At 67.6% G+C, this 22,349-nt stretch carries 16 protein-coding genes; 10 read left to right on the forward strand and 6 right to left on the reverse strand.

What is annotated here, in order from left to right; translation table 11 throughout:
• Positions 1 to 70: 70 nt before the first annotated feature.
• The gene (locus tag ACZLIB_RS06835) at positions 71 to 1,486 is read right to left on the reverse strand and encodes a GGDEF domain-containing protein (protein ID WP_049399641.1); all 1,416 of its coding nucleotides are present in this window, start codon (positions 1,484 to 1,486) and stop codon (positions 71 to 73) included.
• A 289-nt stretch (positions 1,487 to 1,775) separates the two neighbouring features.
• Between ACZLIB_RS06835 and ACZLIB_RS06840 the strand changes: the two genes are divergently transcribed.
• Together ACZLIB_RS06840 and ACZLIB_RS06845 are read left to right on the forward strand one after the other, a co-directional pair.
• On the forward strand, positions 1,776 to 4,025 hold the full coding sequence (locus tag ACZLIB_RS06840) for a TonB-dependent siderophore receptor (protein WP_121503876.1): 2,250 nt from the start codon (positions 1,776 to 1,778) through the stop codon (positions 4,023 to 4,025).
• A 180-nt stretch (positions 4,026 to 4,205) separates the two neighbouring features.
• Positions 4,206 to 5,186, forward strand: a complete 981-nt coding sequence (locus ACZLIB_RS06845; RefSeq protein ID WP_107432646.1) for a cation diffusion facilitator family transporter — start codon at positions 4,206 to 4,208, stop codon at positions 5,184 to 5,186.
• Positions 5,187 to 5,224: 38 nt separating this feature from the next.
• On the opposite strand, the gene nfi is transcribed toward ACZLIB_RS06845, so the two are convergent.
• Positions 5,225 to 5,899 carry a deoxyribonuclease V gene (gene nfi / locus ACZLIB_RS06850; protein ID WP_189720748.1) on the reverse strand — a complete coding sequence of 225 codons (675 nt, stop codon included), beginning with the start codon at positions 5,897 to 5,899 and terminating at the stop codon, positions 5,225 to 5,227.
• A 94-nt stretch (positions 5,900 to 5,993) separates the two neighbouring features.
• Between nfi and gpmA the strand changes: the two genes are divergently transcribed.
• Together gpmA and ACZLIB_RS06860 are read left to right on the forward strand one after the other, a co-directional pair.
• A complete protein-coding gene (gene gpmA / locus ACZLIB_RS06855) occupies positions 5,994 to 6,743 on the forward strand; it encodes a 2,3-diphosphoglycerate-dependent phosphoglycerate mutase (protein ID WP_478469462.1) in 750 nt (249 codons plus the stop codon).
• Positions 6,744 to 6,951: 208 nt separating this feature from the next.
• Positions 6,952 to 9,045, forward strand: coding sequence for a M13 family metallopeptidase (locus ACZLIB_RS06860; RefSeq protein ID WP_478469463.1), 2,094 nt, complete (start codon positions 6,952 to 6,954; stop codon positions 9,043 to 9,045).
• Between the two features lie 92 nt (positions 9,046 to 9,137).
• Here the strand turns inward: ACZLIB_RS06860 and ACZLIB_RS06865 are convergent, their stop codons facing one another.
• The 4 genes from ACZLIB_RS06865 to ACZLIB_RS06880 all read right to left on the reverse strand — a co-directional run bounded on the left by ACZLIB_RS06865 (position 9,138) and on the right by ACZLIB_RS06880 (position 14,972).
• Entirely contained in the window at positions 9,138 to 9,755 is a 618-nt protein-coding gene (locus ACZLIB_RS06865) for an HD-GYP domain-containing protein (protein ID WP_032127517.1), read from the reverse strand.
• Between the two features lie 44 nt (positions 9,756 to 9,799).
• The gene (gene mfd, locus ACZLIB_RS06870) at positions 9,800 to 13,264 is read right to left on the reverse strand and encodes a transcription-repair coupling factor (protein WP_478469464.1); all 3,465 of its coding nucleotides are present in this window, start codon (positions 13,262 to 13,264) and stop codon (positions 9,800 to 9,802) included.
• Between the two features lie 209 nt (positions 13,265 to 13,473).
• Positions 13,474 to 14,019, reverse strand: a complete 546-nt coding sequence (locus ACZLIB_RS06875) for a GNAT family N-acetyltransferase (protein ID WP_004150340.1) — start codon at positions 14,017 to 14,019, stop codon at positions 13,474 to 13,476.
• Between the two features lie 95 nt (positions 14,020 to 14,114).
• Complete coding sequence (locus ACZLIB_RS06880) at positions 14,115 to 14,972, reverse strand: 23S rRNA (adenine(2030)-N(6))-methyltransferase RlmJ (protein WP_024958156.1); 858 nt, start codon at positions 14,970 to 14,972, stop codon at positions 14,115 to 14,117.
• A 35-nt stretch (positions 14,973 to 15,007) separates the two neighbouring features.
• On the opposite strand from ACZLIB_RS06880, the gene creB reads away from it, so the two are divergent.
• The 6 genes from creB (at position 15,008) to gltX (ending at position 22,324) form a co-directional block, all read left to right on the forward strand.
• Positions 15,008 to 15,733, forward strand: a complete 726-nt coding sequence (gene creB / locus ACZLIB_RS06885) for a two-component system response regulator CreB (RefSeq protein WP_478469465.1) — start codon at positions 15,008 to 15,010, stop codon at positions 15,731 to 15,733.
• Positions 15,734 to 15,736: 3 nt separating this feature from the next.
• Positions 15,737 to 17,197, forward strand: coding sequence for a two-component system sensor histidine kinase CreC (gene creC, locus ACZLIB_RS06890; RefSeq protein ID WP_423174412.1), 1,461 nt, complete (start codon positions 15,737 to 15,739; stop codon positions 17,195 to 17,197).
• A gap of 81 nt (positions 17,198 to 17,278) precedes the next feature.
• Positions 17,279 to 18,598 (forward strand): cell envelope integrity protein CreD, encoded by a 1,320-nt coding sequence (gene creD, locus ACZLIB_RS06895; RefSeq protein WP_478469466.1) that lies wholly within the window; start codon positions 17,279 to 17,281, stop codon positions 18,596 to 18,598.
• Between the two features lie 10 nt (positions 18,599 to 18,608).
• Positions 18,609 to 19,019 (forward strand): hypothetical protein, encoded by a 411-nt coding sequence (locus tag ACZLIB_RS06900; RefSeq protein WP_049399601.1) that lies wholly within the window; start codon positions 18,609 to 18,611, stop codon positions 19,017 to 19,019.
• Positions 19,020 to 19,189: 170 nt separating this feature from the next.
• Positions 19,190 to 20,767 (forward strand): M20/M25/M40 family metallo-hydrolase, encoded by a 1,578-nt coding sequence (locus tag ACZLIB_RS06905; RefSeq protein ID WP_049399600.1) that lies wholly within the window; start codon positions 19,190 to 19,192, stop codon positions 20,765 to 20,767.
• 153 nt (positions 20,768 to 20,920) lie between these two features.
• On the forward strand, positions 20,921 to 22,324 hold the full coding sequence (gene gltX, locus ACZLIB_RS06910; protein WP_125895779.1) for a glutamate--tRNA ligase: 1,404 nt from the start codon (positions 20,921 to 20,923) through the stop codon (positions 22,322 to 22,324).
• Positions 22,325 to 22,349 lie beyond the last annotated feature (25 nt).

Here is a 22,349-nt window from a genome sequence, read left to right on the forward strand (position 1 = left end):
CGCCCTGCGTGCGAAAAACCCCGCGGTGCGCGCGATAGTCGACCCGCGGTCGACTCTACCTGTCCTGCCGTCATCGCTGCAGTGCGCGCCGTCCCGGGGCTTCCTGCAGGTCCGCACTGGCCACCACCACGCGGTTGCGGCCGCTGCGCTTGGCCTCGTACATTGCCGCGTCGGCACGGGCCATCAGCCGCTCGTAGTCCGGATGGCCGTCGTGGCCGGCCACGCCGATGCTGGCGGTCAGTGCCAGCACCTGGCCGTTGGCCAGTGCCACCGGCGACTGTGCGATCTGCCGCCGCAGGCTCTCGGCGATCACGGTCGCCTGCGATTCGCTGGCAGCCACCAGTACCACCACGAATTCTTCGCCGCCATAGCGGAACAGGTAGTCGCTGCCGCGCGTGAGCTGGCCGAGCAGGCCGGCGACGTGCTGCAACGCGCGGTCGCCGGCATCGTGGCCGTGGCCGTCGTTGATTGCCTTGAAGTGATCCAGGTCGAGCAGCAGCAGCGAGAATGGTGTGCGGTTGCGTGTGGCCAGCTCGATTTCCCGGCGCAGCACGGTGGGCAGGAAGCGACGGTTGAGCAGGTTGGTCAGCGCGTCGCTGCCGGCATCCAGTTCGCCGATGCGCTCGAACAGCAGTGTCATCAGGGTGCGGATGGCGGCCAGGTCCTCGCGGATGGCCGGCAGCACCGCCAGTCGCTGCGCCGGAGCATCGCCGCTCGCGCGCTGCAGGTGGCCATCAATGCGGGCCATCAACTGGCCCACCTGCTGCGTTTCGCTGCTTTCGCCGAAGCTGGGGATGCCCTTGTGGGTGAACCACAGGCCGAACTCCGAGGTGGCCAGGCTGGCGTTGTCGCTGGCCTGCACGTGGCCGGCCAACGCGTAGAGCAGGGCGTTTTCCCAGTCCAGCAGCAGTGCGCGCTGGCGCTCGCGTTCGGTACCGACGTTCTGTACCAGCGAGAACAGCCGGTAGGCGGCGTCGGCACGGGTGGAGCGCTCGCGCGCGTGGGTGTAGGCCAGGGTCATGCCTTCCATGGCGATATCCATGATCGCGCTGAGGCAGTCGATGGCGGCGAATGCGGTGTCGCTGTCAGGCGCATCGTCGCGCAGGCGCACGAACAGTTCGTGCTTGAGCACGCGCGCACCGCGGGTAACCAGGTCGACCGGAATGCCGACGCGGGCGTGCACGTCGCCGATGATCCGCTGCGAGGCCACGGTGTTGGCGATGCCGCTGGCATCAGTGGTCAGCAGCTGCGCCAGCCAGCGCTGCATGGCCGGCTGCAGGCGCTGCTTGACCTGGTCGTGGGACAGGAAACGGCGCGCACGGGTGTCCTGCAGCAGTACTTCGTAAAAGCGCTGGGCCAGCGCGGGTGGGGCATCGGTAGCAGCGGCCTTGAGCAGCGCGGTGGCGGCAGGGCCGGCCTGCAGCAGGCACTGCTGCCAAGCCTCGGCCAGCGGCTGGCTGGCATCGTCCAATTGGGGTGGTTCCACGTCGATCTCTGACTGCGTACGGCAAACCACGGGTATCGGCCGCGGCGGCATACGGTTGATGGCGGGTTAGCCGGCCAGTTTACGCGCGGTGCAGGGTTGTACGGTGCGCAAACCACATCGGCGCCGCTGCGGCAATGAGTGAACGCATTTGAGAATCAATCGCATTGATGGGGGAATGCGCGCACGGAACGGGCTGCAGGTGCCTGCTGCAGGACTGCTCCGCCTCCCCCTCGTCGTTGCCTCAAGCCCTTTGCCAGAGGCCCCGTAGCCCTGCCAGAAGGTCCTGATCATGTCCCCTGCCGTTGTCCTTTCGCCGCGCCCGCTGGCGCTTGCCGTTGCCGCCCTGCTGGCCGGCAGCGCTCTGACCGCCCACGCCGAAACCGACGCCACCGATATCGACACGGTGCACGTCACCGCCTCGCAGATCGCGCGCCAGGCCCTGGGTACCTCGACCATCACCGCAGAGGACATCGCCAGGCGCCCGCCGGCCAACGACATCGCCGAGCTGCTGCGGACCATGCCCGGCGTCAACCTGACCGGCAACAGTGCGTCGGGCCAGTACGGCAACAACCGCCAGATCGATCTGCGTGGCATGGGCCCGGAAAACACCCTGATCCTGGTCGACGGCAAGCGCATCGGTGCGCGTGATGCCGTGCGCATGGGCCGCAGCGGTGAGCGCAATACCCGCGGCGATACCAACTGGGTGCCGGCGGAAATGATCGAGCGCATCGAAGTGCTGCGCGGCCCTGCAGCGGCACGTTATGGCTCGGGTGCTTCCGGTGGCGTGGTCAACATCATCACCAAGCGCCCGACCGGCGACCTGACCGGCGCGGTCGACCTGTATGGCCTGGTGCCCGAGCACAGCGCCGAAGGCGGCAGCGAGCGCGTCGGACTGCAGCTGAGCGGGCCGATGACCGACACCCTGTCGTTCCGCCTGTACGGCAATCTCAACAAGACCGACGCCGATTCGCTGGAACTCAACCGTGACTTCGCGGCGAATCCGAACGCGGTGCCGCCGGCCGGTCGCGAGGGCGTCAAGAACCGCGATGTCAACGCGCTGCTGCGCTGGGACGTGACCGCCAACCAGGTGGTCGAATTCGAAGCCGGCACCAGTCGCCAGGGCAACATCTATGCTGGCGACCGCGCGGTCAGCACCACCGGTACCTCGACACCGATCGATCTGGGGGCGTTGGCCGAGCAGCAGGCCGAGACCAACCGCATGTACCGCAACACCGGCGCGATCACCCATCGCGGCCGCTGGGGTGATGTGACCTCGCGGGTAACGGCTGCAGTGGAGGCGGTGAACAACTCACGCATCAACGAAGGCCTGGCCGGTGGCCCGGAGGGCAGCTTCAACGGCACCGACTGGTCGACCTCGCGCCTGCGCAACTACCAGCTGGACGGCGAAGTCAGTTTCCCGACCACGCTGGGTGGTGCCGAGAACATCTGGACGCTGGGCTTTGAATACCTGGACAGCCGCCTGACCGACCCGTACTCGATGAGCCAGTCCAGCAGCAGCGGCGGCGGCATCCCGGGGCTGTCGGCCGATCGCGCACGCGGCAAGTCCGACGCGCAGACCACCGCCGTGTTCGTGGAAGACAACATCTACCTGGGCGAGCGCTGGATCGTCACCCCGGGCCTGCGCTTCGACCACCACAGCCAGTTCGGCAACAACACCAGCCCCAGCCTCAACGCGCAGTTCCGCATCAACAGCGACTGGGTGGTGAAGGGCGGTATCGCCCGTGCATTCAAGGCGCCGAACCTGTACCAGTCGAATCCGGACTATCTGTATTACACCCGGGGCAATGGCTGCCCGAATGCACTGCCGAGCCTGGGCGCCGGCTGCTACATGCGCGGCAACTCGGACCTGAAGGCGGAAACCAGCCTGAACAAGGAACTGGGTATCGAGTGGGCACCGCAGAGCGGCTGGCAAGCGTCGTTGACCTACTTCCACAACGACTACAAGGACAAGATCCAGGCCGGGTACAACCAGATCGGGCTGACCGCCGACACCAAGGGCCGCATCTTCCGCTGGGAGAACGCACCCAAGGCGATCGTGCAGGGTCTGGAAGGCAACCTGGTGGTCCCGCTGCTGGGCGAGCAGGGCAACCGCCTGAAGTGGAGCAACAACTTCACCTACATGGTGGAGAACGAGAACAAGAGCACCGGCCAGCCGCTGTCGGTAATTCCGAAGTACACCGTCAACACGATGCTGGACTGGCAGGCCACCGACAAGCTGTCGCTGCTGCTGACCGGCACCTTCTACGGCAAGCAGAAGCCGGCCACCACCAACATCAACAATGATCCGCGCTGCACCGGCACCTGCGATCCGTCGATCGCGCTGCAGGACCGTGGTGCGTACAACATCTGGGGCGTGAGCGCGCGCTACAAGGTGACCGAGACGGTCAGCTTCGGTTTCGGCGTCAACAACCTGGCCGACAAGCGCCTGTTCCGCGAGGCCAACAGCAGCGATGCCGGCGCGGCGACCTACAACGAGCCGGGCCGCGCGTACTGGGCCAGCCTGCGCTTCGGGTTCTGACCGCAGGCGGACGTCGGTCCGCTGCGTCCGCCAGGCGTGGCCTGGCGTTGCCGGCCGCGCTCCGGTAGCGCCGGGCCATGCCCGGTGAGGGACCGCGTGGCCTGCAATGTTATAAACACCGTGATAGTTTCCCAACGCCCTCCGGCGTAGCCTGCCTCCCATCGCAAAGGAGCTGTTGCCATGGGCCACGACCACGATCACCTGCCATCCGAGATCCGCCACGAGAAACCCTTGTGGTGGGCGCTCGGCCTGACCTCCACCTTCCTCGTCGTCGAGGTGGTGGGCGCGTTCTGGACCAACAGCCTGGCGCTGCTGTCCGACGCGGCGCACATGGCTACCGACGCTTTAGCGCTGATGATCGCGCTGGTCGCGGTGCGGCTGAGCCGGCGCCCGCCGGACGCGCGCCGCACCTACGGCTATGCACGCCTGGAAGCGCTGGGCGCGATGATCAATGGCGCGATGCTGTTCGTGGTCGCCGGCTATATCCTGTGGGAGGCCATTGGACGTTTCCGCGAGCCGCAGGAGATTGCCTCGTCGGGCATGCTGGTGATTGCCGCGGCGGGCCTGGTCATCAACCTGATCTCGATGCGCCTGCTGCAGGCCGGCAGCGGCGAGAGCCTCAACGTGAAGGGTGCCTACCTGGAAGTGTGGGCAGACATGCTCGGCTCGGTGGCCGTGATTGCTGGCGCGCTGTTGATCAAGTGGACCGGCTGGAAGCCGATCGACCCGATCCTGGCGGTGCTGATCGGCCTGTGGGTACTGCCGCGCACCTATGTGCTGATGCGCGAAGCGATCAACGTGCTGCTGGAAGGCGTGCCCAAGGGCATGGACGTGGCCAAGGTGCGCGACAGCCTGTCCGGCCACGCTGCGGTACTGGACGTGCATGACCTGCATGTGTGGGCGCTGGCCTCCAGCACCCCGGCGCTGACCGCGCACATCGTGATGCGCGACGGCACCGATGCCGATGCGCTGCGTCGTGATCTGGGCGGGCGCCTGCACGATGACTTCGGCATCGAGCACGTGACGCTGCAGATCGAAGCGGACCATTGCGGCGAAGCCTGTGGTGAGCCGGCGCCGGCCAAGGCCGGCGAGCACGAGGGCCATGAAGGCCATGACCACGGCGAGGACGCGCAGGGCCACCGCGGCCACGTGCATCGTTGATCGAGGATGACGACCGCGCCGGGCGGTGCCCGGTGTGGTCATTCGTCCCGTCGCGAGGCCAGCCGGTCCGCCAGCCGGGTCGGCTCCGGCAGCCGGTACCCGCGCAGGGTGCGCTGTACCCAGTCCAGCGCGGTATCCGCACTGACCCGATGGCCGCCGGCCACGAACAGTGGCTTGCAGCGCAGCTTGCTGCGCAGCACCCAGCCCAACTGTTCATCGCCATCCAGCAGCGGCGTATGCGCACCGGCCTCGGCGCCCGGTTCGACGAACCTGCCCACCAGCTTCGACTTGGCCACGCCGATGCTCGGCAGGTCGGTGACCACGCCCAGATGCGCGGCCACGCCCAATCGTCGCGGGTGGCTGATGCCATGGCCATCGACGAACACCAGGTCCGGCGTGCGCGGCAGCAGCGCCAGCGCGGCCAGCAGTGCCGGCAGCTCGCGGAAGCTGAGCAGGCCGGGGATATAGGGCATCACCGTGGGGATGCGCGCGATCTCCTGCGCCACGGGCTGCAGCGTCTCTGCGTCCAGCAGTACCGCCGCGGCGCGGGTGATGGCGCCATCGTCCTCGAAGCCGACATCCAGCCCGGCCAGCCAGCGCACGTTGCGTGGCAGGCGGTCCTGGCGCTCCACGCGGCCAGCCAGCTGGAGCTGCTGCTTGCGTGCCGCGGCGACGCTGCCTTCCCAGCGCCCGGGGTCGATCACCGTATTCATTGGTCACAGCATCGCATGCGCGGCGGCACGGCCCGGTGAGCGGCGCCCGGGGCTACAATGGCGGCCTGCCTTTCCTCGCGTTGGAGACCCTGCAGTGACCCGTAAACTCGTACTGTTGCGCCATGGCCAGAGCCAGTGGAACCTGGACAACCGCTTCACCGGCTGGGTCGATGTCGACCTGACCGAGCAGGGGCGCCGGGAAGCGGCCGCCGCGGGTCGCCTGATGCGCGAGGAAGGCCTGCAGTTCGACGTTGCCCACACCTCCATGCTCAAGCGTGCCATCCACACCCTGCAGGGTGCACTGGCCGAGCTGGAACAGGACTGGCTGCCGGTGAACAAGTCCTGGCGCCTCAACGAACGCCATTACGGCGGCCTGCAGGGCCTGGACAAGGCCGAGACCGCCGCCAAGCACGGCGAGGACCAGGTCAAGGTGTGGCGTCGTTCGTACGACATCCCGCCGCCGGCCATGGACCTGGAAGATCCGGGCCACCCGATCCATGACCGCCGCTACGCTGGCCTGGACCGCAACGCGCTGCCGGGCACCGAATCGCTGGCCACCACGCTGGACCGCGTGCTGCCGTACTGGCACGACGCCATCGCGCCGCAGCTGAAGGACGGCAAGGCCGTGCTGGTCACCGCCCACGGCAACTCGCTGCGCGCGCTGTACAAGTACCTCAACAACGTCTCGCGCGAGGAAATCCTCGAGCTGAACATCCCGACCGGCATCCCGCTGCTGTTCGAGTTGAACGACGACCTGACGGTGAAGTCGTTCCGCTATCTGGGCGACCCGGAAGCAGCGCGCAAGGCCGCTGAAGCCGTGGCCAACCAGGGCAAGGCGAAATAAAACAGAAGGCCGGCGCAAGCCGGCCTTCGCTTTTTGTAGAGTCGAGCCATGCTCGACTGCTGTTGGCCTCTTGCCGCAAGGACAATAAACCCGGAACGGAGAGCAGTCGAGCATGGCTCGACTCTACATAAGCGCGTCCTGTGACCTTTGGCCGGTCCCACCGCAGGGCTCCCCGGCTACCCTGTGAAATTACCCGCAGGAGAGCCTCATGAACGTCCGCAACCTGGTCCCGCTGGGCCTGACCATCGCCATCGCTGCCTCGCTGGCGGCCTGTGGCAAGAATGAAACCGCGCCGGCGGCCAGCGCCGACGCCAAGCCGGCCTTCGACCTGTCGCAGATCAAGACGCCGCTGATCTCGCTCAACAGCGCCGACCTGGATCCGTCCATCTCGGCCTGTACCGACCTCAATGGCTTCGTCAACAGCAAGTGGCTGAAGGCCAACCCGGTGCCGGGCGACCAGACCACCTGGGGCAGCTTCGAGATCCTGCGCGAGCGCTCGTTGGAAGTGCAGCACGCACTGGTGCAGCAGGCCGCGGCCAGCCAGGCCAAGGCCGGCTCGGTGGAAGCCAAGATCGGCGACATCTGGAAGACCGGCAACGATGAAGCCAAGATCGAAGCCGCCGGCCTGGCGCCGCTGCAGCCGCAGCTGGACAAGATCACCGCGCTGAACGATACCGCCGCCATCACCCAGTACCTGCGCGACAGCCAGGCCGAGGGCAAGGGCGTGCTGTTCTCGCTGTTCGCCAATGCCGACTACAAGGATTCGGCCAACGTCATCGCCTTTGTCGGCCAGGGCGGCCTGGGCCTGCCGGAGAAGGGCTACTACTTCGATGACGCGCAGGCCAAGATCCGCGACGCCTACGTGGCCTACATCGCGCAGGTGCTGACGCTGTCTGGCGTGGACGCGGCGCAGGCTGCCGAGCAGGCCAAGGCCGTGATGGCCTTCGAAACCCGTCTGGCCAAGGCCTCGATGTCGCGCATCGAAATGCGTGACCCGGCCAAGCGCTACAACCCGCTCAGCGCGGCTGACGCCGACAAGCTGACCCCGAACTTCAGCTGGACCGCGCTGTTCGACACCCTGAAGGTGCCGGCCGCGCAGAAGTTCTCGCTGGCGCAGCCGGGCTTCTTCGGTGAAATGGACAAGATGCTGGCCGACGTGCCGGCCAGCACCTGGCAGGCCTACCTGCGCTTCCACACCATCGACGACGCCTCGCCGTACCTGAGCAGCCAGTTCGAGAAGGCCAACTTCGATTTCTATGGCACCACCCTGCGTGGCCAGAAGGAAATGCAGCCGCGCTGGAAGCGCGTGCTGGAGTCGGTCAACGGCGGCATGGGTGAAGCCTTGGGCCAGCTGTACGTCGACGCAGTGTTCCCGGTCGAGTCCAAGGTGGCCATGCAGCATCTGGTGGAGAACCTCTCGGTGGCGCTGAAGGCGCGCCTGGAGCAGCTGCCGTGGATGGGCGAAGAGACCAGGAAGAAGGCGCTGGAGAAGTGGGCCAGCTTCACCCCGAAGATCGGCTACCCGGACAAGTGGCGTGAGTGGACGGGCCTGCAGACCAACGGTGACAGCTACCTGGGCAACATGCAGGCTGCGCGCGCGTTCAACTATCGCTACATGCTGGACAAGATCGGCAAGCCGGTGGACAAGACCGAGTGGGGCATGACCCCGCAGACCGTCAACGCCTACTACAACGCCACCAAGAACGAGATCGTGTTCCCGGCCGCCATCCTGCAGGCGCCGTTCTTCGACGCCAAGGCCGATCCGGCGCTGAACTACGGCGGCATCGGTGCGGTCATCGGCCACGAGATGATGCACGGCTACGACGACTCGGGCAGCCAGTTCGCTGCCAACGGCAACTTCGACAACTGGTGGACCGACGCCGACCGCAAGGCCTTCACCGAACGTACCGACCAGCTGGTCGCGCAGTTCGATGGCTATGAATCGGTGCCGGGCGTGTTCGTGAAGGGCAAGCTGACCCTGGGCGAGAACATCGGCGACCTGGGCGGCTTGACCGTGGCCTACGACGCGTTGCAGATGGCGCTGAAGGAAGATCCGAAGGCGAATGTCGAAGTCGATGGTCACAGCCAGGACCAGCGTTTCTTCATGAACTGGGCCACCGTGTGGCGCCGCAACTTCACCGACGGTGAGCTGCGCGTCCGCCTGAACACCGACCCGCACGCGCCGGCCAACTTCCGTGCCAACGGCGCGCCGTCGAACATGCCGTCGTATGCCGCTGCGTTCCAGTGCAAGGCCGGCGACGCGATGGTGCGTGCCGACGACAAGCGCGTGGTGATCTGGTAATCGATCGCACGTGATGCGTGATGCAGAAGGCCCGGCGAATGCCGGGCCTTTTGTTTGTCTGATCGGTAGCGCCGGGCCATGCCCGGCGGATCTCAGGCCAGCGCTGGTTCCTGCGCCAGCATGCGATGGAAGCGCTGCAGCACATAGGGATCGATCAGGCCGCCGGACTGCTCGTCGATGATGCGCAACGCAGTCTCACGTTCCATCGCCGCGCGGTAGGGGCGCACGCTGGTCATGGCATCGTAGGCATCAGCAACGGTGACGATGCGTGAGCCCAGCGGAATGCTCTCGCCACGCAGGCCGTCGGGATAGCCGCTGCCATCGAAGGCTTCGTGATGGGCGCGGATCAGCCGCGCGACCGGTGCTGCATCGCTGCGGCCGGTGGCCAGGAAGATGTGTTCGCCGCGCACCGGATGCTCGCGCATGATCGCGCGTTCCTCGTCGGTGTGCCGGCGCGGTGTCAGCAGTACATCGTCGGGAATGCCGATCTTGCCGATGTCATGGAAGCGCGCGGCCAGGCCGATCTGCGAACAGGCATCGTCGTCGAGATCGCAGTGCGTGGCCAGGCGCTGCGCGAGCAGGCCAACGCGGTCGCAATGGTGGCGGGTGTAGGCGTCGCGCATCTGCAGCGACATCGAGAGGGCATCGATCAGGCAGGCCTGCGCGTGCAGCAGGTCGGGGGCGGGTACGGCGTCAGGAAACATGGTCATCCGCCCGCACCGGGTGGGGACCGGTGCGGGGTATTCGGGGGCGATCAACCCGGGGCGAGGGTGGTCAGAAGGGCGCGGGCCGCATTGAAGCGGTCTTCCGGCAACGGCAGCGGGTGCTTGATGCGCAGCTTGTCAGGCCCTTCCATGGCGTAGAGATTGGGTTGTTTCTGGATCAGCTGGATCACCGCCATCGGGTCGATGTTCGGCTTGGACTCAAACACGATGCGGCCACCGTTCTCGCCCAGGTCCAGCTTGCGGATGCCGAGGGTGTTGGCCTTCAGCTTCAGCTCGGCGATGGCGAACAGGTGCTTGGCCGCATCCGGCAGCAGGCCGAAGCGGTCGATCATCTCCACCTGCAGTTCGCGCAGCGCATCACTGTCGCGCGCGCTGGAAATGCGCTTGTACAGGGTCAGGCGGGTGTGCACGTCCGGCAGGTAGTCTTCCGGAATCAGCGCCGGCACATGCAGCTCGACTTCGGCACCGCGCACTTCCTCGCCGGCATCCAGGTCGGGCAGCTTGCCCTGCTTGATGCTGCGCACCGCGCGCTCCAGCAGCTCGGTGTAGAGGCTGAAGCCGACCTCGGCCATCTGCCCGCTCTGGTCCTCGCCCAGCAGTTCACCGGCACCGCGGATTTCCAGATCGTGCGTGGCCAGGGTGAAGCCGGCACCGAGCTCGTCCATCGACGCGATCGCTTCCAGGCGCTTTTCCGCATCCGGGGTGATCGAGCGGCGGTCGGGCGCCACCAGGTAGGCGTAGGCGCGGTGGTGCGAACGACCGACGCGGCCACGCAGCTGGTGCAGCTGGGCCAGGCCGAAGCGATCGGCGCGGTTGATGATGATGGTGTTGGCGTTGGGGATGTCGATGCCCGATTCGATGATCGTGGTCGACAGCAGCACGTTGAAGCGCTGCTTCTGGAAATCAAGCATCACCTTTTCCAGCTCGCGCTCGGGCATCTGCCCGTGGGCGATGCCGATGCGCGCCTCCGGCACCAGCTCGGACAGCTCGCGCTGCATGCGGCCGATGCTTTCCACGTCGTTGTGCAGGAAGTACAGCTGGCCACCACGCGCCAGCTCGCGCTGGAAGGCTTCGCGCAGCAGCGCATTGTCCCACTGGGTGATGAAGGTCTGCACCGCCAGCCGGTTCGGCGGCGGCGTGGCGATGATCGACAGGTCGCGCAGGCCGGCCATGGCCATGTTGAGCGTGCGCGGAATCGGCGTGGCGGTCAGGGTCAGCAGGTGCACGTTGGCGCGAAGCGCCTTCAGCGCTTCCTTCTGGCGTACGCCGAAACGCTGCTCCTCGTCGACGATGACCATGCCCAGGTCCTTGAACTTCACGTCCGGCTGCAGCAGGCGATGGGTACCGACGATGACGTCGATGGTGCCGGCGGCGACCTTTTCCAGCTCGGCCTTGATTTCCTTGGTGGTCTTGAAGCGCGACAGCACCTCGACCTTCAGCGGGTAATCGGCGAAGCGATCGCGGAAGTTGCGGTAATGCTGTTCGGCCAGCAGCGTGGTCGGCACCAGCACGGCCACCTGCTTGCCGGCACTGGCGGCGGCGAACGCGGCACGCACCGCCACCTCGGTCTTGCCGAAGCCGACGTCGCCGCAGACCACGCGGTCCATTGGCTGGCTGCTGGCCAGGTCGCGCAGGGTGGCGTCGATCGCGGCCAGCTGGTCCGGCGTTTCCTCGAACGGGAAACCGGCGGCGAACGGCTCGTACATCGCGCGGTCCACCTGCAGTGCCAGGCCGGCACGCGCCTGGCGGCGGGCCTGGATCTCCAGCAGCTCTGCAGCGACGTCGCGCACCTTCTCGGCGGCCTTGCGCTTGGCCTTGCTCCACTGTTCGCCGCCCAGCGAATGCAGCGGCGCGGTTTCCGCCGAAGCACCGGAGTAGCGGCTGATCAGGTGCAGCTGGGCGACCGGCACATACAGGCGGTCGCCCTTGGCGTATTCGATTTCCAGGAACTCGCCGGGCATGCCGCCGACGTCCATCGCAATCAGGCCGCGGTAGCGGCCGACGCCATGGTCCTCGTGCACGATCGGCGCACCCTCGGTCAGTTCACCGAGGTCGCGGATGATCGCTTCCGGCTCGCGGCCGGCACGGCGCGTGCGGCGGGTGCTGCCGGCGCGCTCGGGGAACAGCTGGCGCTCGGTCAGCACCGCGATGCGCGGATCGTCCAGTGCGAAGCCATCCTCCAGCGGCGCCACCGCGATCGCGAAGCGCGCATCGTCGGCGAGGAAGCTGGGCAGGTCGGCCACCACCGGCGGCTTCAGCTCGGCGGCCTGCAACACTTCCAGCAGCGCCTCGCGACGCCCGGGCGAATCGGCGGCAATCAGCACCCGGCCCGGATAATGGCCGAGGAAGGATTTCAGCGCGTCGCCAGCGGGGGCCTCGCGCGCGGCCACCGGCAGCGGCGGCAGCGGCTGGTCGCCCAACGCATGGGCATCGGCGATGCGCGCGTGGTCAGCCGACCACACTTCGATGCGCGGGGCATCGTTCAGACGCTCGCGCAGTAGTTCCGGCGACAGATACAGCGCCGACGGCGGCAGCAGCGGCCGTTCCACATCGTGGCGGCGCTGCTCGTAACGCTCGCCGGTCTGCGCCCAGAACGCCTCGGCGGCTTCGCCGGCACCGGCGCAGACCACCGGCAGGCTGCCGTCGGGCAGGTAGTCGAACAGGGTCGCGGTGCGTTCGAAGAACAGCGGCAGGTAGTACTCGACGCCGGCCGGGGCCAGCCCGGACTTCAGATCCTGGTACAGCGCGCTGCGCCGGGTATCGACATCGAAGCGTTCGCGCAGCGTGGCCAGCACGCGGGCGATGCTGGCTTCGTCCATCGGTACTTCGCGGCCCGGCAGCATGTGCACCGCCTCGACCTTGTCCAGCGAGCGCTGGCTTTCCGGGTCGAAGGCACGGATCGAGTCGATGTCCTCGTCCAGCAGCTCCACCCGCAGCGGCTCCTCGGCGCCCATCGGGAACACATCGAGCAGGCCGCCGCGCACGGCGAAGTCGCCCGGGTCCATCACCTGCGGTACGTTGCGGTAGCCGGCGCTTTCCAGGCGGCGCTTCTCGGCCTCCAGATCCAGGCGCTGGCCGACCTTCAGGTCGAAGCTGCCACCGATCACGTAGCTGCGCGGGGCCAGCTGCTGCAGCAGGGTCTGCACCGGCACGATCACCAGGCCGCGCTTCAGCGTGGGCAGGCGGTGCAGGGCGGACAGTCGCTGCGAAATGATGTCCGGATGCGGGCTGAAGCGGTCGTAGGGCAGGGTTTCCCAGTCCGGGAAGGCCACCACCGGCAGGGCCGGGTCACCGCCGAGCAGGGTCTGCAGGTCGGCTTCGAGCTGGTTGGCACCGTGGTTGTCACGGGCGATCACCAGCAGCGGGGCGTCGTGCGCACGCGCGGCCTGGGCCAGGTACCAGGCCAGGGCGGTCGGCGATGCGGGGGCGCGCCACCAGGCGCGGAGCTGGCCGGCGCGCGGCAGCGGCGGGGCGGGGTATGAGGTACGCGACATGGACCCCGGATTTTAGCAGAAGCCCGATCGAAGCCCGGCGAGTCGTGCCGGCCGTTGGCCGGCCGCCTCATGTGCCGTTGGGGTATCGGAATGTCGGCCAGCGGCCGGCACTACCGGGAGGCGTCGCCGGGCAGAGCCCGGCGCATCCCGTAGAGTCGAGCTTGCTCGACTGTCGAAACATGCGTCGCCGGGCACGCCCGGCGAATCCTTCAGTTGTCCAGTTCCAGCACCATCCGCACCAGGCCTTCGGCACCGGTGGGGTGCGGGACCGGCTTGAAGCCCAGCGAGGCGGCCAGCTGCTTCATCGGCTCGTTCTCGGCGGCGACGTCGCCGTACAGGCGGTCCAGGTACTTGCCGCGGCCCCACTTCACCAGCTTGCGCATCAGCTGCCGGCCGAGGCCCTGGCCGATCAGGAAGCGGCTGATCAGGATCGCGTACTCGGCTTCACGGGTACCGGGGATGATCGAGGCCCGGGCGACCGCGCCGACCACCGCTTCGCCAGCGGGCAGGGATTCGGCAGCGACCAGGGTGATCTCGGTCTTGGGATTCGGGTGGGTCAGGCGCTGGGTGGTTTCCGGCGACAGCTCGGTCACCGCCTGCAGGAAACGATCACGGATTTCTTCCGGCCCGAACAAGCTGAACGCCGCTTGCAGCGGTGCGCCATCTTCCGGGCGGATGGGGCGGATCAGCAGCTCGTGGCCGCTGGGAGCCTTGAAGATCTCATGCCAGGGCGGCATGCGGTTGCGAGTGGCCATACCGGGTGATTCCTTGGTGGTCCATCGATTGTGGCATCACCGGGGCTGCATTCCGTGAACGAAAGGCTCACGACGGTACAGCCTCGTGAAGGCCGTTATTCGGGTGCTTTGAGCCAATCCAGGCGGGTGCTGGCCCCGGGTTCACCCAGGTGCTGGCGCAGCGCCGGCAGGGCCGGGCCGACCACCCGGTCGAACTGCCAGGGCGGGTTGAGCAGCAGCATGCCGCTGCCGTTGAGGCGCAGCGGTGAGTCGTCCGGGCGCACCAGGAACTCGATCGTCATCGCCGATTTCACCGGCAGGGCGGTGGCCTTGCGCAGGAAGTGCAGGATGGTGCGGCGCTGCTTGATCGGGAACCAGACGGCACACGTGGCCTGCGGCCAGCGCGCCAGGGTTTCGGCCAGGGCGGCCAGAACGGCCTGGTATTCGGCGTCCTGGGCCTCGTAGGGCGGGTCGATCAGCACCAGGCCACGGCCGATCTTGCTGCCGTTGAACTTCGGCGGCAGCAGCGAGCGCAGCAGCGCATAGCCATCGCCCGCCCGCACGTCGACGCGGCTGTCATGGGCGAACAGGGCCTTCAGCGTGGCCGTTTCGGCTTCCTGCAGCTCACAGACCGCCATGCGGTCCTGCGCGCGCATCGCCTGCGCGCTCAGCAGCGGCGATCCCGGGTAGTTGGTCAGGGCGCCCACCGGATTATCGGCCTGCACCGCCTTCAGATAGCGCTCGACCACCTCGGGCAGCTTGGGCTGGGCCATCAGCCGCATGATCCCCGATTCAGCCTCGAGGGTCTTGCGGCTCTCTTCGCTGGCCAGCAGGTAGCGGCCGGCGCCGCCGTGGGTGTCGAGCACGAAGAACGGGCTGTCCTTGCGCTTGAAGCTGTCGATCAGGGCCAGCTGCACGATGTGCTTGAGCACATCGGCGTGGTTGCCGGCATGGAAGGCGTGGCGATAGTTCATGGGCGGCAGTGTACGGGGCGGCGGCCGCAGCGGCTATGCTGCGCGCCATGACAGCTCCTGTTGCCCATGTCCTGGTGGTCGAGGACGAAGCCGCCATCGCCGAAACCGTGCTCTATGCGCTGCGCAGCGAGGGCTATGCCGCCAGCCACTGCCTGCTGGGCGGCGAGGCCCTGCAACGGCTGCAGGACGGCGATATCGATGTGCTGGTGCTGGACGTGGGCCTGCCGGACCTGGGCGGTTTCGAGGTCTGCCGGCGGCTGCGTGCGCAGGCCGGGCCGGCGGCGCAGCTGCCGGTGATCTTCCTGACCGCGCGCAACGACGAAGTGGACCGCGTGCTCGGCCTGGAACTGGGCGCCGACGACTACATGACCAAGCCGTTCTCGCCGCGCGAGCTGGTGGCGCGGGTGCGTGCACGCCTGCGCCGTGCGGCGCCGGTCGTCGCAGCGCCCAGCGCCGATGCGGGCTGGCAGGAGCATGGCGCGTTCGCCATCGACCGCGAGGGCCGGCGCATCCGTTTCCGTGGCCAGGCATTGGACCTGACCCGCTACGAATATGCGCTGCTGGAGGCGCTGCTGCAGCGTCCCGGCGCCATCCTCAGCCGCGCCCAGCTGATGGACCGGGGCTGGGACAGCAGTGCCGACAGTGCCGACCGCACCGTCGATACCCACGTCAAGACGCTGCGCGCCAAGCTGCGTGCGGCCGGTGCCAGCGACGATCCGATCCGTACCCACCGTGGCCTCGGCTACGCGCTGGAGGTCTAGCCGATGCGCCTGGTGCTGAAGCTGTTCCTCGGCTTCTTCCTGATCACCGGCATCGCCGCGTTCTTCGTGATGCGCGTGTTCGTCAACGAGGTGAAGCCCGGTGTGCGCCAGGCGATGGAATCGACCCTGGTCGATGCGGCCAACGTGCTGGCCGAGATGGCCGCCGCCGACGTCAAGGACGGCACCATCCGCAGCGGCAGCTTCACCCGCAACCTGGCCAAGGCGCGGCAGCGCGACCTGAAGGCGATGGTCTGGCGTTTCCCCAAGCGCTCGCTGGATTACCGGGTGACCATCACCGACGCCAAGGGCATCGTCATCTACGATTCGCTGGGCCGTGACCTGGGCCGCGACAACTCGCGCTGGAATGATGTCTACCGCACCCTGCGCGGTGAGTACGGCGCACGTTCCAGCCCCGAGATTCCGGGCGAGGAAGGCGATACGGTGATGCATGTGGCGGCGCCGGTGTACGACCCGGCCGACGGCCGCACGCTGATCGGCGTGCTCAGCCTGGCCCAGCCCAACCGCAGCATCGATCCGTTCATCGCCGCCAGCCAGCGCGCCATCATCGAGCGCGGTGCGTGGCTGATCGGGCTGTCGGCGCTGGTCGGCGTGCTGGTGACGATGTGGCTGACCACGGGCCTCGGTCAGCTCAGCCGCTATGCACGCGCGGTCAGCGCGGGCGAACCGGTGCCACCACCACGGCGCCGTCGCGACGAGATCGGCGATCTCGGCCAGGCGCTGGAAACGATGCGCCGCAAGCTGGAGGGCAAGGCCTACGTCGAGCAGTACGTGCAGTCGCTGACGCACGAGATGAAGAGCCCGCTGGCGGCGATCCGCGGTGCCGCCGAACTGCTGCAGGAGCCGCTGCCGGAAGCCGATCGCGTGCATTTCGCGCGCAGCATCGTCGACCAGCAGGAGCGGCTGACCGAGACCATCGACAAGCTGCTGGCGCTGGCCGAAGTGGAACAGCACGGCTGGCTGCAGACCCGCGATCCGATCGCGCTGCCGGCATTGCTGGCCGATGCAGCGGCCGCCGCGCAGGTGCGTGCGCAGGCGGCCGGCGTGCAGGTCCGCATCGGCAACGTGCCCGACCTGCGGGTGCAGGGCGACGGCTACCTGCTGCGGCAGGCACTGCACAACCTGATCGACAACGCGATTGCCTTCTCGCCAGCCGGCGCGGAGGTCGCGCTGCAGGCCGAGGTGGACGGGCAGGGCGTGCGCCTGCAGGTGGCCGATCGTGGCGCCGGCATTCCCGACTACGCGCGTGAGCGGGTGTTCGAGCGCTTCTATTCGCTGGCCCGCCCCGGCAGCGGGCGTCGCAGCTCCGGCCTGGGCCTGCCCTTCGTGCAGGAGGTCGCGCGCCTGCATGATGGGCGCGCCAGCGTGGATATCCGCGAGGGCGGCGGCACCGTGGCCAGCCTGTGGCTGCCTTTGGGTGTGCCAGGCCAGCGCCCGCGCCGCTGACTTCACACTCGCTTCAAACTCGCCACAAACCCTGCTCACCGCGGCGGTCCATCCTGCAGCCCTCTCCAACGAGGATGGACCATGAAATCCCTGAAGATGCTGCTGCGGTTCGCCATTGTCGGCGGGCTGATCCTGCTGCTGCTGGTGCCGCTGACGATGATCCGCGGGGTCATCAACGAACGTAGCGCGTACCGCGACGAGGCCTTCTCACGGGTGGCCGACAGCCGCGCCGGTGCACAGCAGCTGGTGGGCCCGGTGCGGGTGGTGCCGTGGGTGGAACGCAAGCAGGTTGAACTGGTCGACCCGCTGGGCGTCAAGAAGACCGAGGTGCAGGTCACCGAGGGGCACTGGCTGCAGATGCCGGCGTCGCTGGAGGTGGGCGGCGAGATGCTGCCGAGCCAGCGTGAGGTCGGCCTGTTCAAGGTGCCGGTGTACAGCTGGAACGGCCAGATGAAGGCGACGTTCGCTGCAGACGACTATCCGGTGAAGGCCGGCCGCAGCTACGGCCAGCCGTATGTGGCGGTGGGCATTTCCGATGTGCGTGGCCTGGTCGGTACGCCGAACCTGCGCGTGGATGGCAAGCAGCTGCGCCTGCTGCCGGGGGTTGGTGCGGCCAGCGAGGTGGGGCGAGGCCTGCATGCGCCGGTGGCCGGTTTCGCCGCGGAACAGGGCGGTACGCTGGCTGCCAGCACCGTCGAACTCGAGCTGCGCCTGGATGGCAGCCGCATGCTGTCGGTGGTGCCGGTGGGCGATGACACCAAGATCGCACTGCGTTCGAGCTGGCCGCATCCGTCGTTCAGCGGTGCGTTCCTGCCCAACGAGCGTCGCGTCGACGCACAGGGCTTCGATGCGCGCTGGGCGGTGTCTTCGCTGGCCTCCGATGCACAGCGACAGCTGCGCAGTGATGGTTCGGTCGACTCGCAGGCGGTGACGGTTTCGCTGGTTGATCCGGTCGATGCCTACACCCAGGCCGACCGTGCCTCGAAATACGGCGTGCTGTTCGTGCTGCTCACCTTCGTTGGCTTCATCCTGTTCGAGCTGATCAGGTCGCTGCGCATCCACCCGCTGCAGTACCTCATGGTGGGCCTGGCGCTGGCGATCTTCTTCCTGCTGCTGATCAGCCTGTCCGAGCACATCGCGTTCTGGAAGGCCTACCTGGTTTCGGCGGTGGCCTGTATCGGCCTGCAGGCGGTGTACCTGGCCAACGTGCTGGGCCACTGGAAGCGCGGCCTCGGCTTCGCTGCGCTGCTGACCGTGTTGTATGGCGCGCTGTATGGCCTGCTGGTGTCGGAGAACAACGCACTGCTGATGGGTTCGCTGCTGCTGTTCGTGATCCTGGCGCTGGCGATGTGGGTGACCCGCCGGGTGGACTGGTACGCGCTTGGCGCGGAACTGAAGTAAGGAGTACGCCATGAGCTGGCGCCAGGGATTGCGGCAACGGGCACGGCAGGGCATTCCGGCCCTGCTGGAAGTGGATGCACTGCTGCAGGCACATGGCGTGCTGGCGGCCCTGCCGGGGGCACGGATCGCCCCCGGCCTGGTCCGCTTCCAGTTGGCAGCGGTGACCTGCGAGGGATTGCAGGGCCAGGGACTGGCCTGGCTGCACGGCGCGCGGCAGGGACGCGGCGCGCTGGCTGGCCGGGTGCCGCGCTACCGGCCATGGAAGGCCGGGGCGGAGGCGCTGGCCGAGATCGGCATCGGCGGCCTGCCCGAGGACTGGCCCGCGCATGCGGCGGTGTACGGCTGCAGCAGCATCGACCGGCGGCACTGGTTGCTGCTGCTGCCGGAACGGGCGCAGTTGTGGCTGGGATGGAGTGGATGAGGTGGCGTGGCAGGTGCGAACCAACCACTCTCCTGTGGCTGCGAACCTTGGTTCGCACGCTTCCGCGCTGTCCATGACCGATGGGACGGTATCGGCGCGCCCCTGCTGGCTAGACTCGATGGGTTGATGATCGAGCCGAAGGGCAGGGGTGCGATGTGTTGAAGTGGGGCATGCTGGCCGCAGCGCTGGCGATGGGTGGCAATGCAGGCGCGCAGCAGCGCGAGCCGGTGGACCTGGACATGGTCAGCCGCATCCGCCAGGAGGCCTTCCACCGTTCGCAGGTGATGGACACCTTCAGCTACCTCACCGAACGCATCGGCCCGCGACTGACCAACTCGCCGGCGATGGGCCGCGCCAATGCCTGGACCCGCGGCAAGTTCAACGAATGGAAGCTGGACAACGTCCACGACGAAGCCTTCGACGACTTCGGGCGCGGCTGGGAGTTCACCTCGGCCAGCGTGGAGATGCTGGGGGACCGTGTACAGCCGCTGCATGCACTGCCGAAGGCGTGGACGCCGGGCACCAAGGGACCGGTTGAAGGCGAACTGGTGCAGGTCGAGATCAAGAAGCCCGAGGACATCGAGAAGTACCGCGGCAAGCTGCGCGGCAAGATCCTGCTGCTGGGCGAGGCGCGCGAGTACAAGCGCGGCACCGAGGCGGATTCGCACCGCCACGACGCCACCTCGCTGGAGGGCCTGCAGGAGTTCACCCTGCCCAAGGACAAGGACGCCACCGCCGAGCGTGCGAAGCGGGTCAAGGAATACCAGGAACGCCAGCAGCTGGCGACCAAGGTCAATGCGTTCTTCGTGGAAGAAGGCGCGCTGGCCTCGATCAGCATCAGCAGCTGGGACAACGGCATCATCCGCGTTGCCGGTGGCGGCTCGCGCAAGGCCGGTGAATCGGTGGGCATCCCCGAACTGGCGATGATCAGCGAACACTTCAATCCGCTGGTGCGCGCGCTGGAGGCCAAGCAGACCGTGCGCCTGCGCGTGGATGTGGCCGCGCGCTTCACCGACGAGGCCGACCAGCCGGGTTACAACACGCTGGCCGAGATCCGCGGCAGCAGCAGGCCCGATGAAGTGGTGATGATCGGCGCGCACCTGGATTCCTGGCACAGTGGTACCGGTGCGGCCGACAACGCGGCCGGCGTGGCGGTGATGATGGAAGCGATGCGCATCCTCAAGGCCACCGGCGCCAAGCCCAGGCGCACCATCCGGGTGGCGCTGTGGAGCGGCGAGGAGCAGGGCCTGATCGGCTCGCAGGCCTATGTGGCCAAGCACTTCGGCCGTTTCCCGGAACCCACCGACCCGGCGCAGAAGGCGCTGCCGGCCTCGCTGCGCGAGCCGACCGGCGCGCTGCAGAAGACCCGCGACTACGGCAAGTTCCAGGTCTACTTCAACATGGACAACGGCTCGGGCCGCTTCCGTGGCATCTATGCACAGGAAAACCTGGCGGCGATGCCGATCTTCGAAGCCTGGCTGGCGCCGTTCCATGACGTCGGCGCCACCACCGTGGCCACCCGCAACACCGGCAGCACCGACCACATCAGCTTCGACCGCATCGGCCTGCCGGGCTTCCAGTTCATCCAGGACCGGCTGGACTACTTCACCAATGTCCACCACAGTCACCTGGACACCTGGGACCACGCCGAACCGGAAGACCTGAAGCAGGCCGCGGCCATCGTCGCCTCGTTCGCCTACAACGCCGCGATGCGCGAGCAGTCCTTCCCGCGCAAGGTAGAACCGTAAAAGGGGACGGAGGGGATTAAGTCGTTTCTCCCCTCCGTTTCCCGGTTGCAGGCCCAGCGGCTGGGCAATCGCGACTTAATCCCCTCCGTCCCCTTTTTCCGTCGGGGGCGGCGGGCTGGTAAAATCGGGGGATTCCCGTTCCTCGAGCCGTCCATGACCTGCCGCACCCGCTTCGCCCCCAGCCCCACCGGTTACCTGCATATCGGCGGTGCCCGCACCGCGCTGTACTGCTGGCTGGAGGCCCGCCACCGTGGCGGCGAGTTCGTGCTGCGCATCGAGGACACAGACCGTGAACGCAGCACCCAGGGCGCGATCGACGCGATCCTGGAGGCGATGGAGTGGCTGGGCCTGGACTATGACGAAGGCCCGATCTACCAGACCGACCGCGTCGCCCGTTACCTGGAAGTGGCCGAGCAGCTGGTGGCCGACGGCAAGGCGTACTACGCCTATGAGACCCGCGAAGAGCTGGACGCGATGCGCGAGGCCGCCATGGCCAGGCAGGAGAAGCCGCGCTACAACGGCGCTGCACGCGAACTGGGCCTGCCGCGCAAGGACGACCCGAACCGCGTCATCCGCTTCAAGAACCCGCTGCAAGGCACGGTGGTGTTCGACGACCTGATCAAGGGCCGCATCGAGATCGCCAACAGCGAGCTGGATGACATGGTCATCTTCCGCCCGGACGGCTACCCCACCTACAACTTCGCGGTGGTGGTGGACGACTGGGACATGGGCATCACCGAGGTCATCCGCGGCGACGACCACATCAACAACACCCCGCGCCAGATCAACCTGTACGAAGGCATCGGTGCGCCGGTGCCGAAGTTCGGCCACATGCCGATGATCCTCGACGAGCAGGGCGCCAAGCTGTCCAAGCGCACCGGTGCGGCCGACGTGATGCAGTACAAGGACGCCGGCTACCTGCCCGATGCGCTGCTGAGCTACCTGGCCCGCCTGGGCTGGTCGCACGGCGACCAGGAGCTGTTCAGCCGCCAGGAGCTGATCGACCTGTTCGACGTGAAGGACTGCAACTCCAAGGCCTCGCGCCTGGACATGGCCAAGCTGGGCTGGGTCAACCAGCACTTCCTGAAGACCGAGGATGTGGCCGCGATCGTGCCGCACCTGGTCTACCAGCTGCAGAAGCTGGGCCTGGACGTGGCCGCCGGCCCCGCCCCGGAGGACGTGGTGATCGCCCTGCGTGAACGCGTGCAGACCCTGAAGGAAATGGCCGAGAAGGCCGTGGTCTGGTACCAGCCGCTGACCGAGTACGACGAAGCGGCGGTGGCCAAGCACTTCAAGGCCGGTGCCGAAGTGGCGCTGGGCAAGGCCCGCGAGCTGCTGGCCGCCCTGCCGGAATGGACCGCCGAGTCGGTGGGCGTCGCCCTGCACGACGCGGCCGCAGCGTTGGAAATCGGCATGGGCAAGGTGGCCCAGCCGCTGCGCGTGGCCATCACCGGCACCCAGGTCAGTCCTGACATTTCCCATACCGTGTACCTGGCCGGCCGCGAGCAGGCCTTGAAACGCATTGATGTGGCCATCACCAAGGTAGCAACGGCCTGAGGCATCCTTGCCAGGCCCGAACCGG

This window comes from Stenotrophomonas sp. 220_Sma, assembly GCF_056487375.1.

Bases quoted from the DNA above. Each gene is read 5' to 3' on its own strand.
- ACZLIB_RS06840 (WP_121503876.1), top strand. From the start codon at position 1,776: ATGTCCCCTGCCGTTGTCCTTTCGCCGCGCCCGCTGGCGCTTGCCGTT.
- ACZLIB_RS06845 (WP_107432646.1), top strand. From the start codon at position 4,206: ATGGGCCACGACCACGATCACCTGCCATCCGAGATCCGCCACGAGAAA.
- nfi (WP_189720748.1), bottom strand. From the start codon at position 5,899: ATGAATACGGTGATCGACCCCGGGCGCTGGGAAGGCAGCGTCGCCGCG.
- ACZLIB_RS06860 (WP_478469463.1), top strand. From the start codon at position 6,952: ATGAACGTCCGCAACCTGGTCCCGCTGGGCCTGACCATCGCCATCGCT.
- ACZLIB_RS06865 (WP_032127517.1), bottom strand. From the start codon at position 9,755: ATGACCATGTTTCCTGACGCCGTACCCGCCCCCGACCTGCTGCACGCG.
- mfd (WP_478469464.1), bottom strand. From the start codon at position 13,264: ATGTCGCGTACCTCATACCCCGCCCCGCCGCTGCCGCGCGCCGGCCAG.
- ACZLIB_RS06875 (WP_004150340.1), bottom strand. From the start codon at position 14,019: ATGGCCACTCGCAACCGCATGCCGCCCTGGCATGAGATCTTCAAGGCT.
- ACZLIB_RS06880 (WP_024958156.1), bottom strand. From the start codon at position 14,972: ATGAACTATCGCCACGCCTTCCATGCCGGCAACCACGCCGATGTGCTC.
- creB (WP_478469465.1), top strand. From the start codon at position 15,008: ATGCTGCGCGCCATGACAGCTCCTGTTGCCCATGTCCTGGTGGTCGAG.
- creC (WP_423174412.1), top strand. From the start codon at position 15,737: ATGCGCCTGGTGCTGAAGCTGTTCCTCGGCTTCTTCCTGATCACCGGC.
- creD (WP_478469466.1), top strand. From the start codon at position 17,279: ATGAAATCCCTGAAGATGCTGCTGCGGTTCGCCATTGTCGGCGGGCTG.
- ACZLIB_RS06900 (WP_049399601.1), top strand. From the start codon at position 18,609: ATGAGCTGGCGCCAGGGATTGCGGCAACGGGCACGGCAGGGCATTCCG.
- ACZLIB_RS06905 (WP_049399600.1), top strand. From the start codon at position 19,190: ATGCTGGCCGCAGCGCTGGCGATGGGTGGCAATGCAGGCGCGCAGCAG.
- gltX (WP_125895779.1), top strand. From the start codon at position 20,921: ATGACCTGCCGCACCCGCTTCGCCCCCAGCCCCACCGGTTACCTGCAT.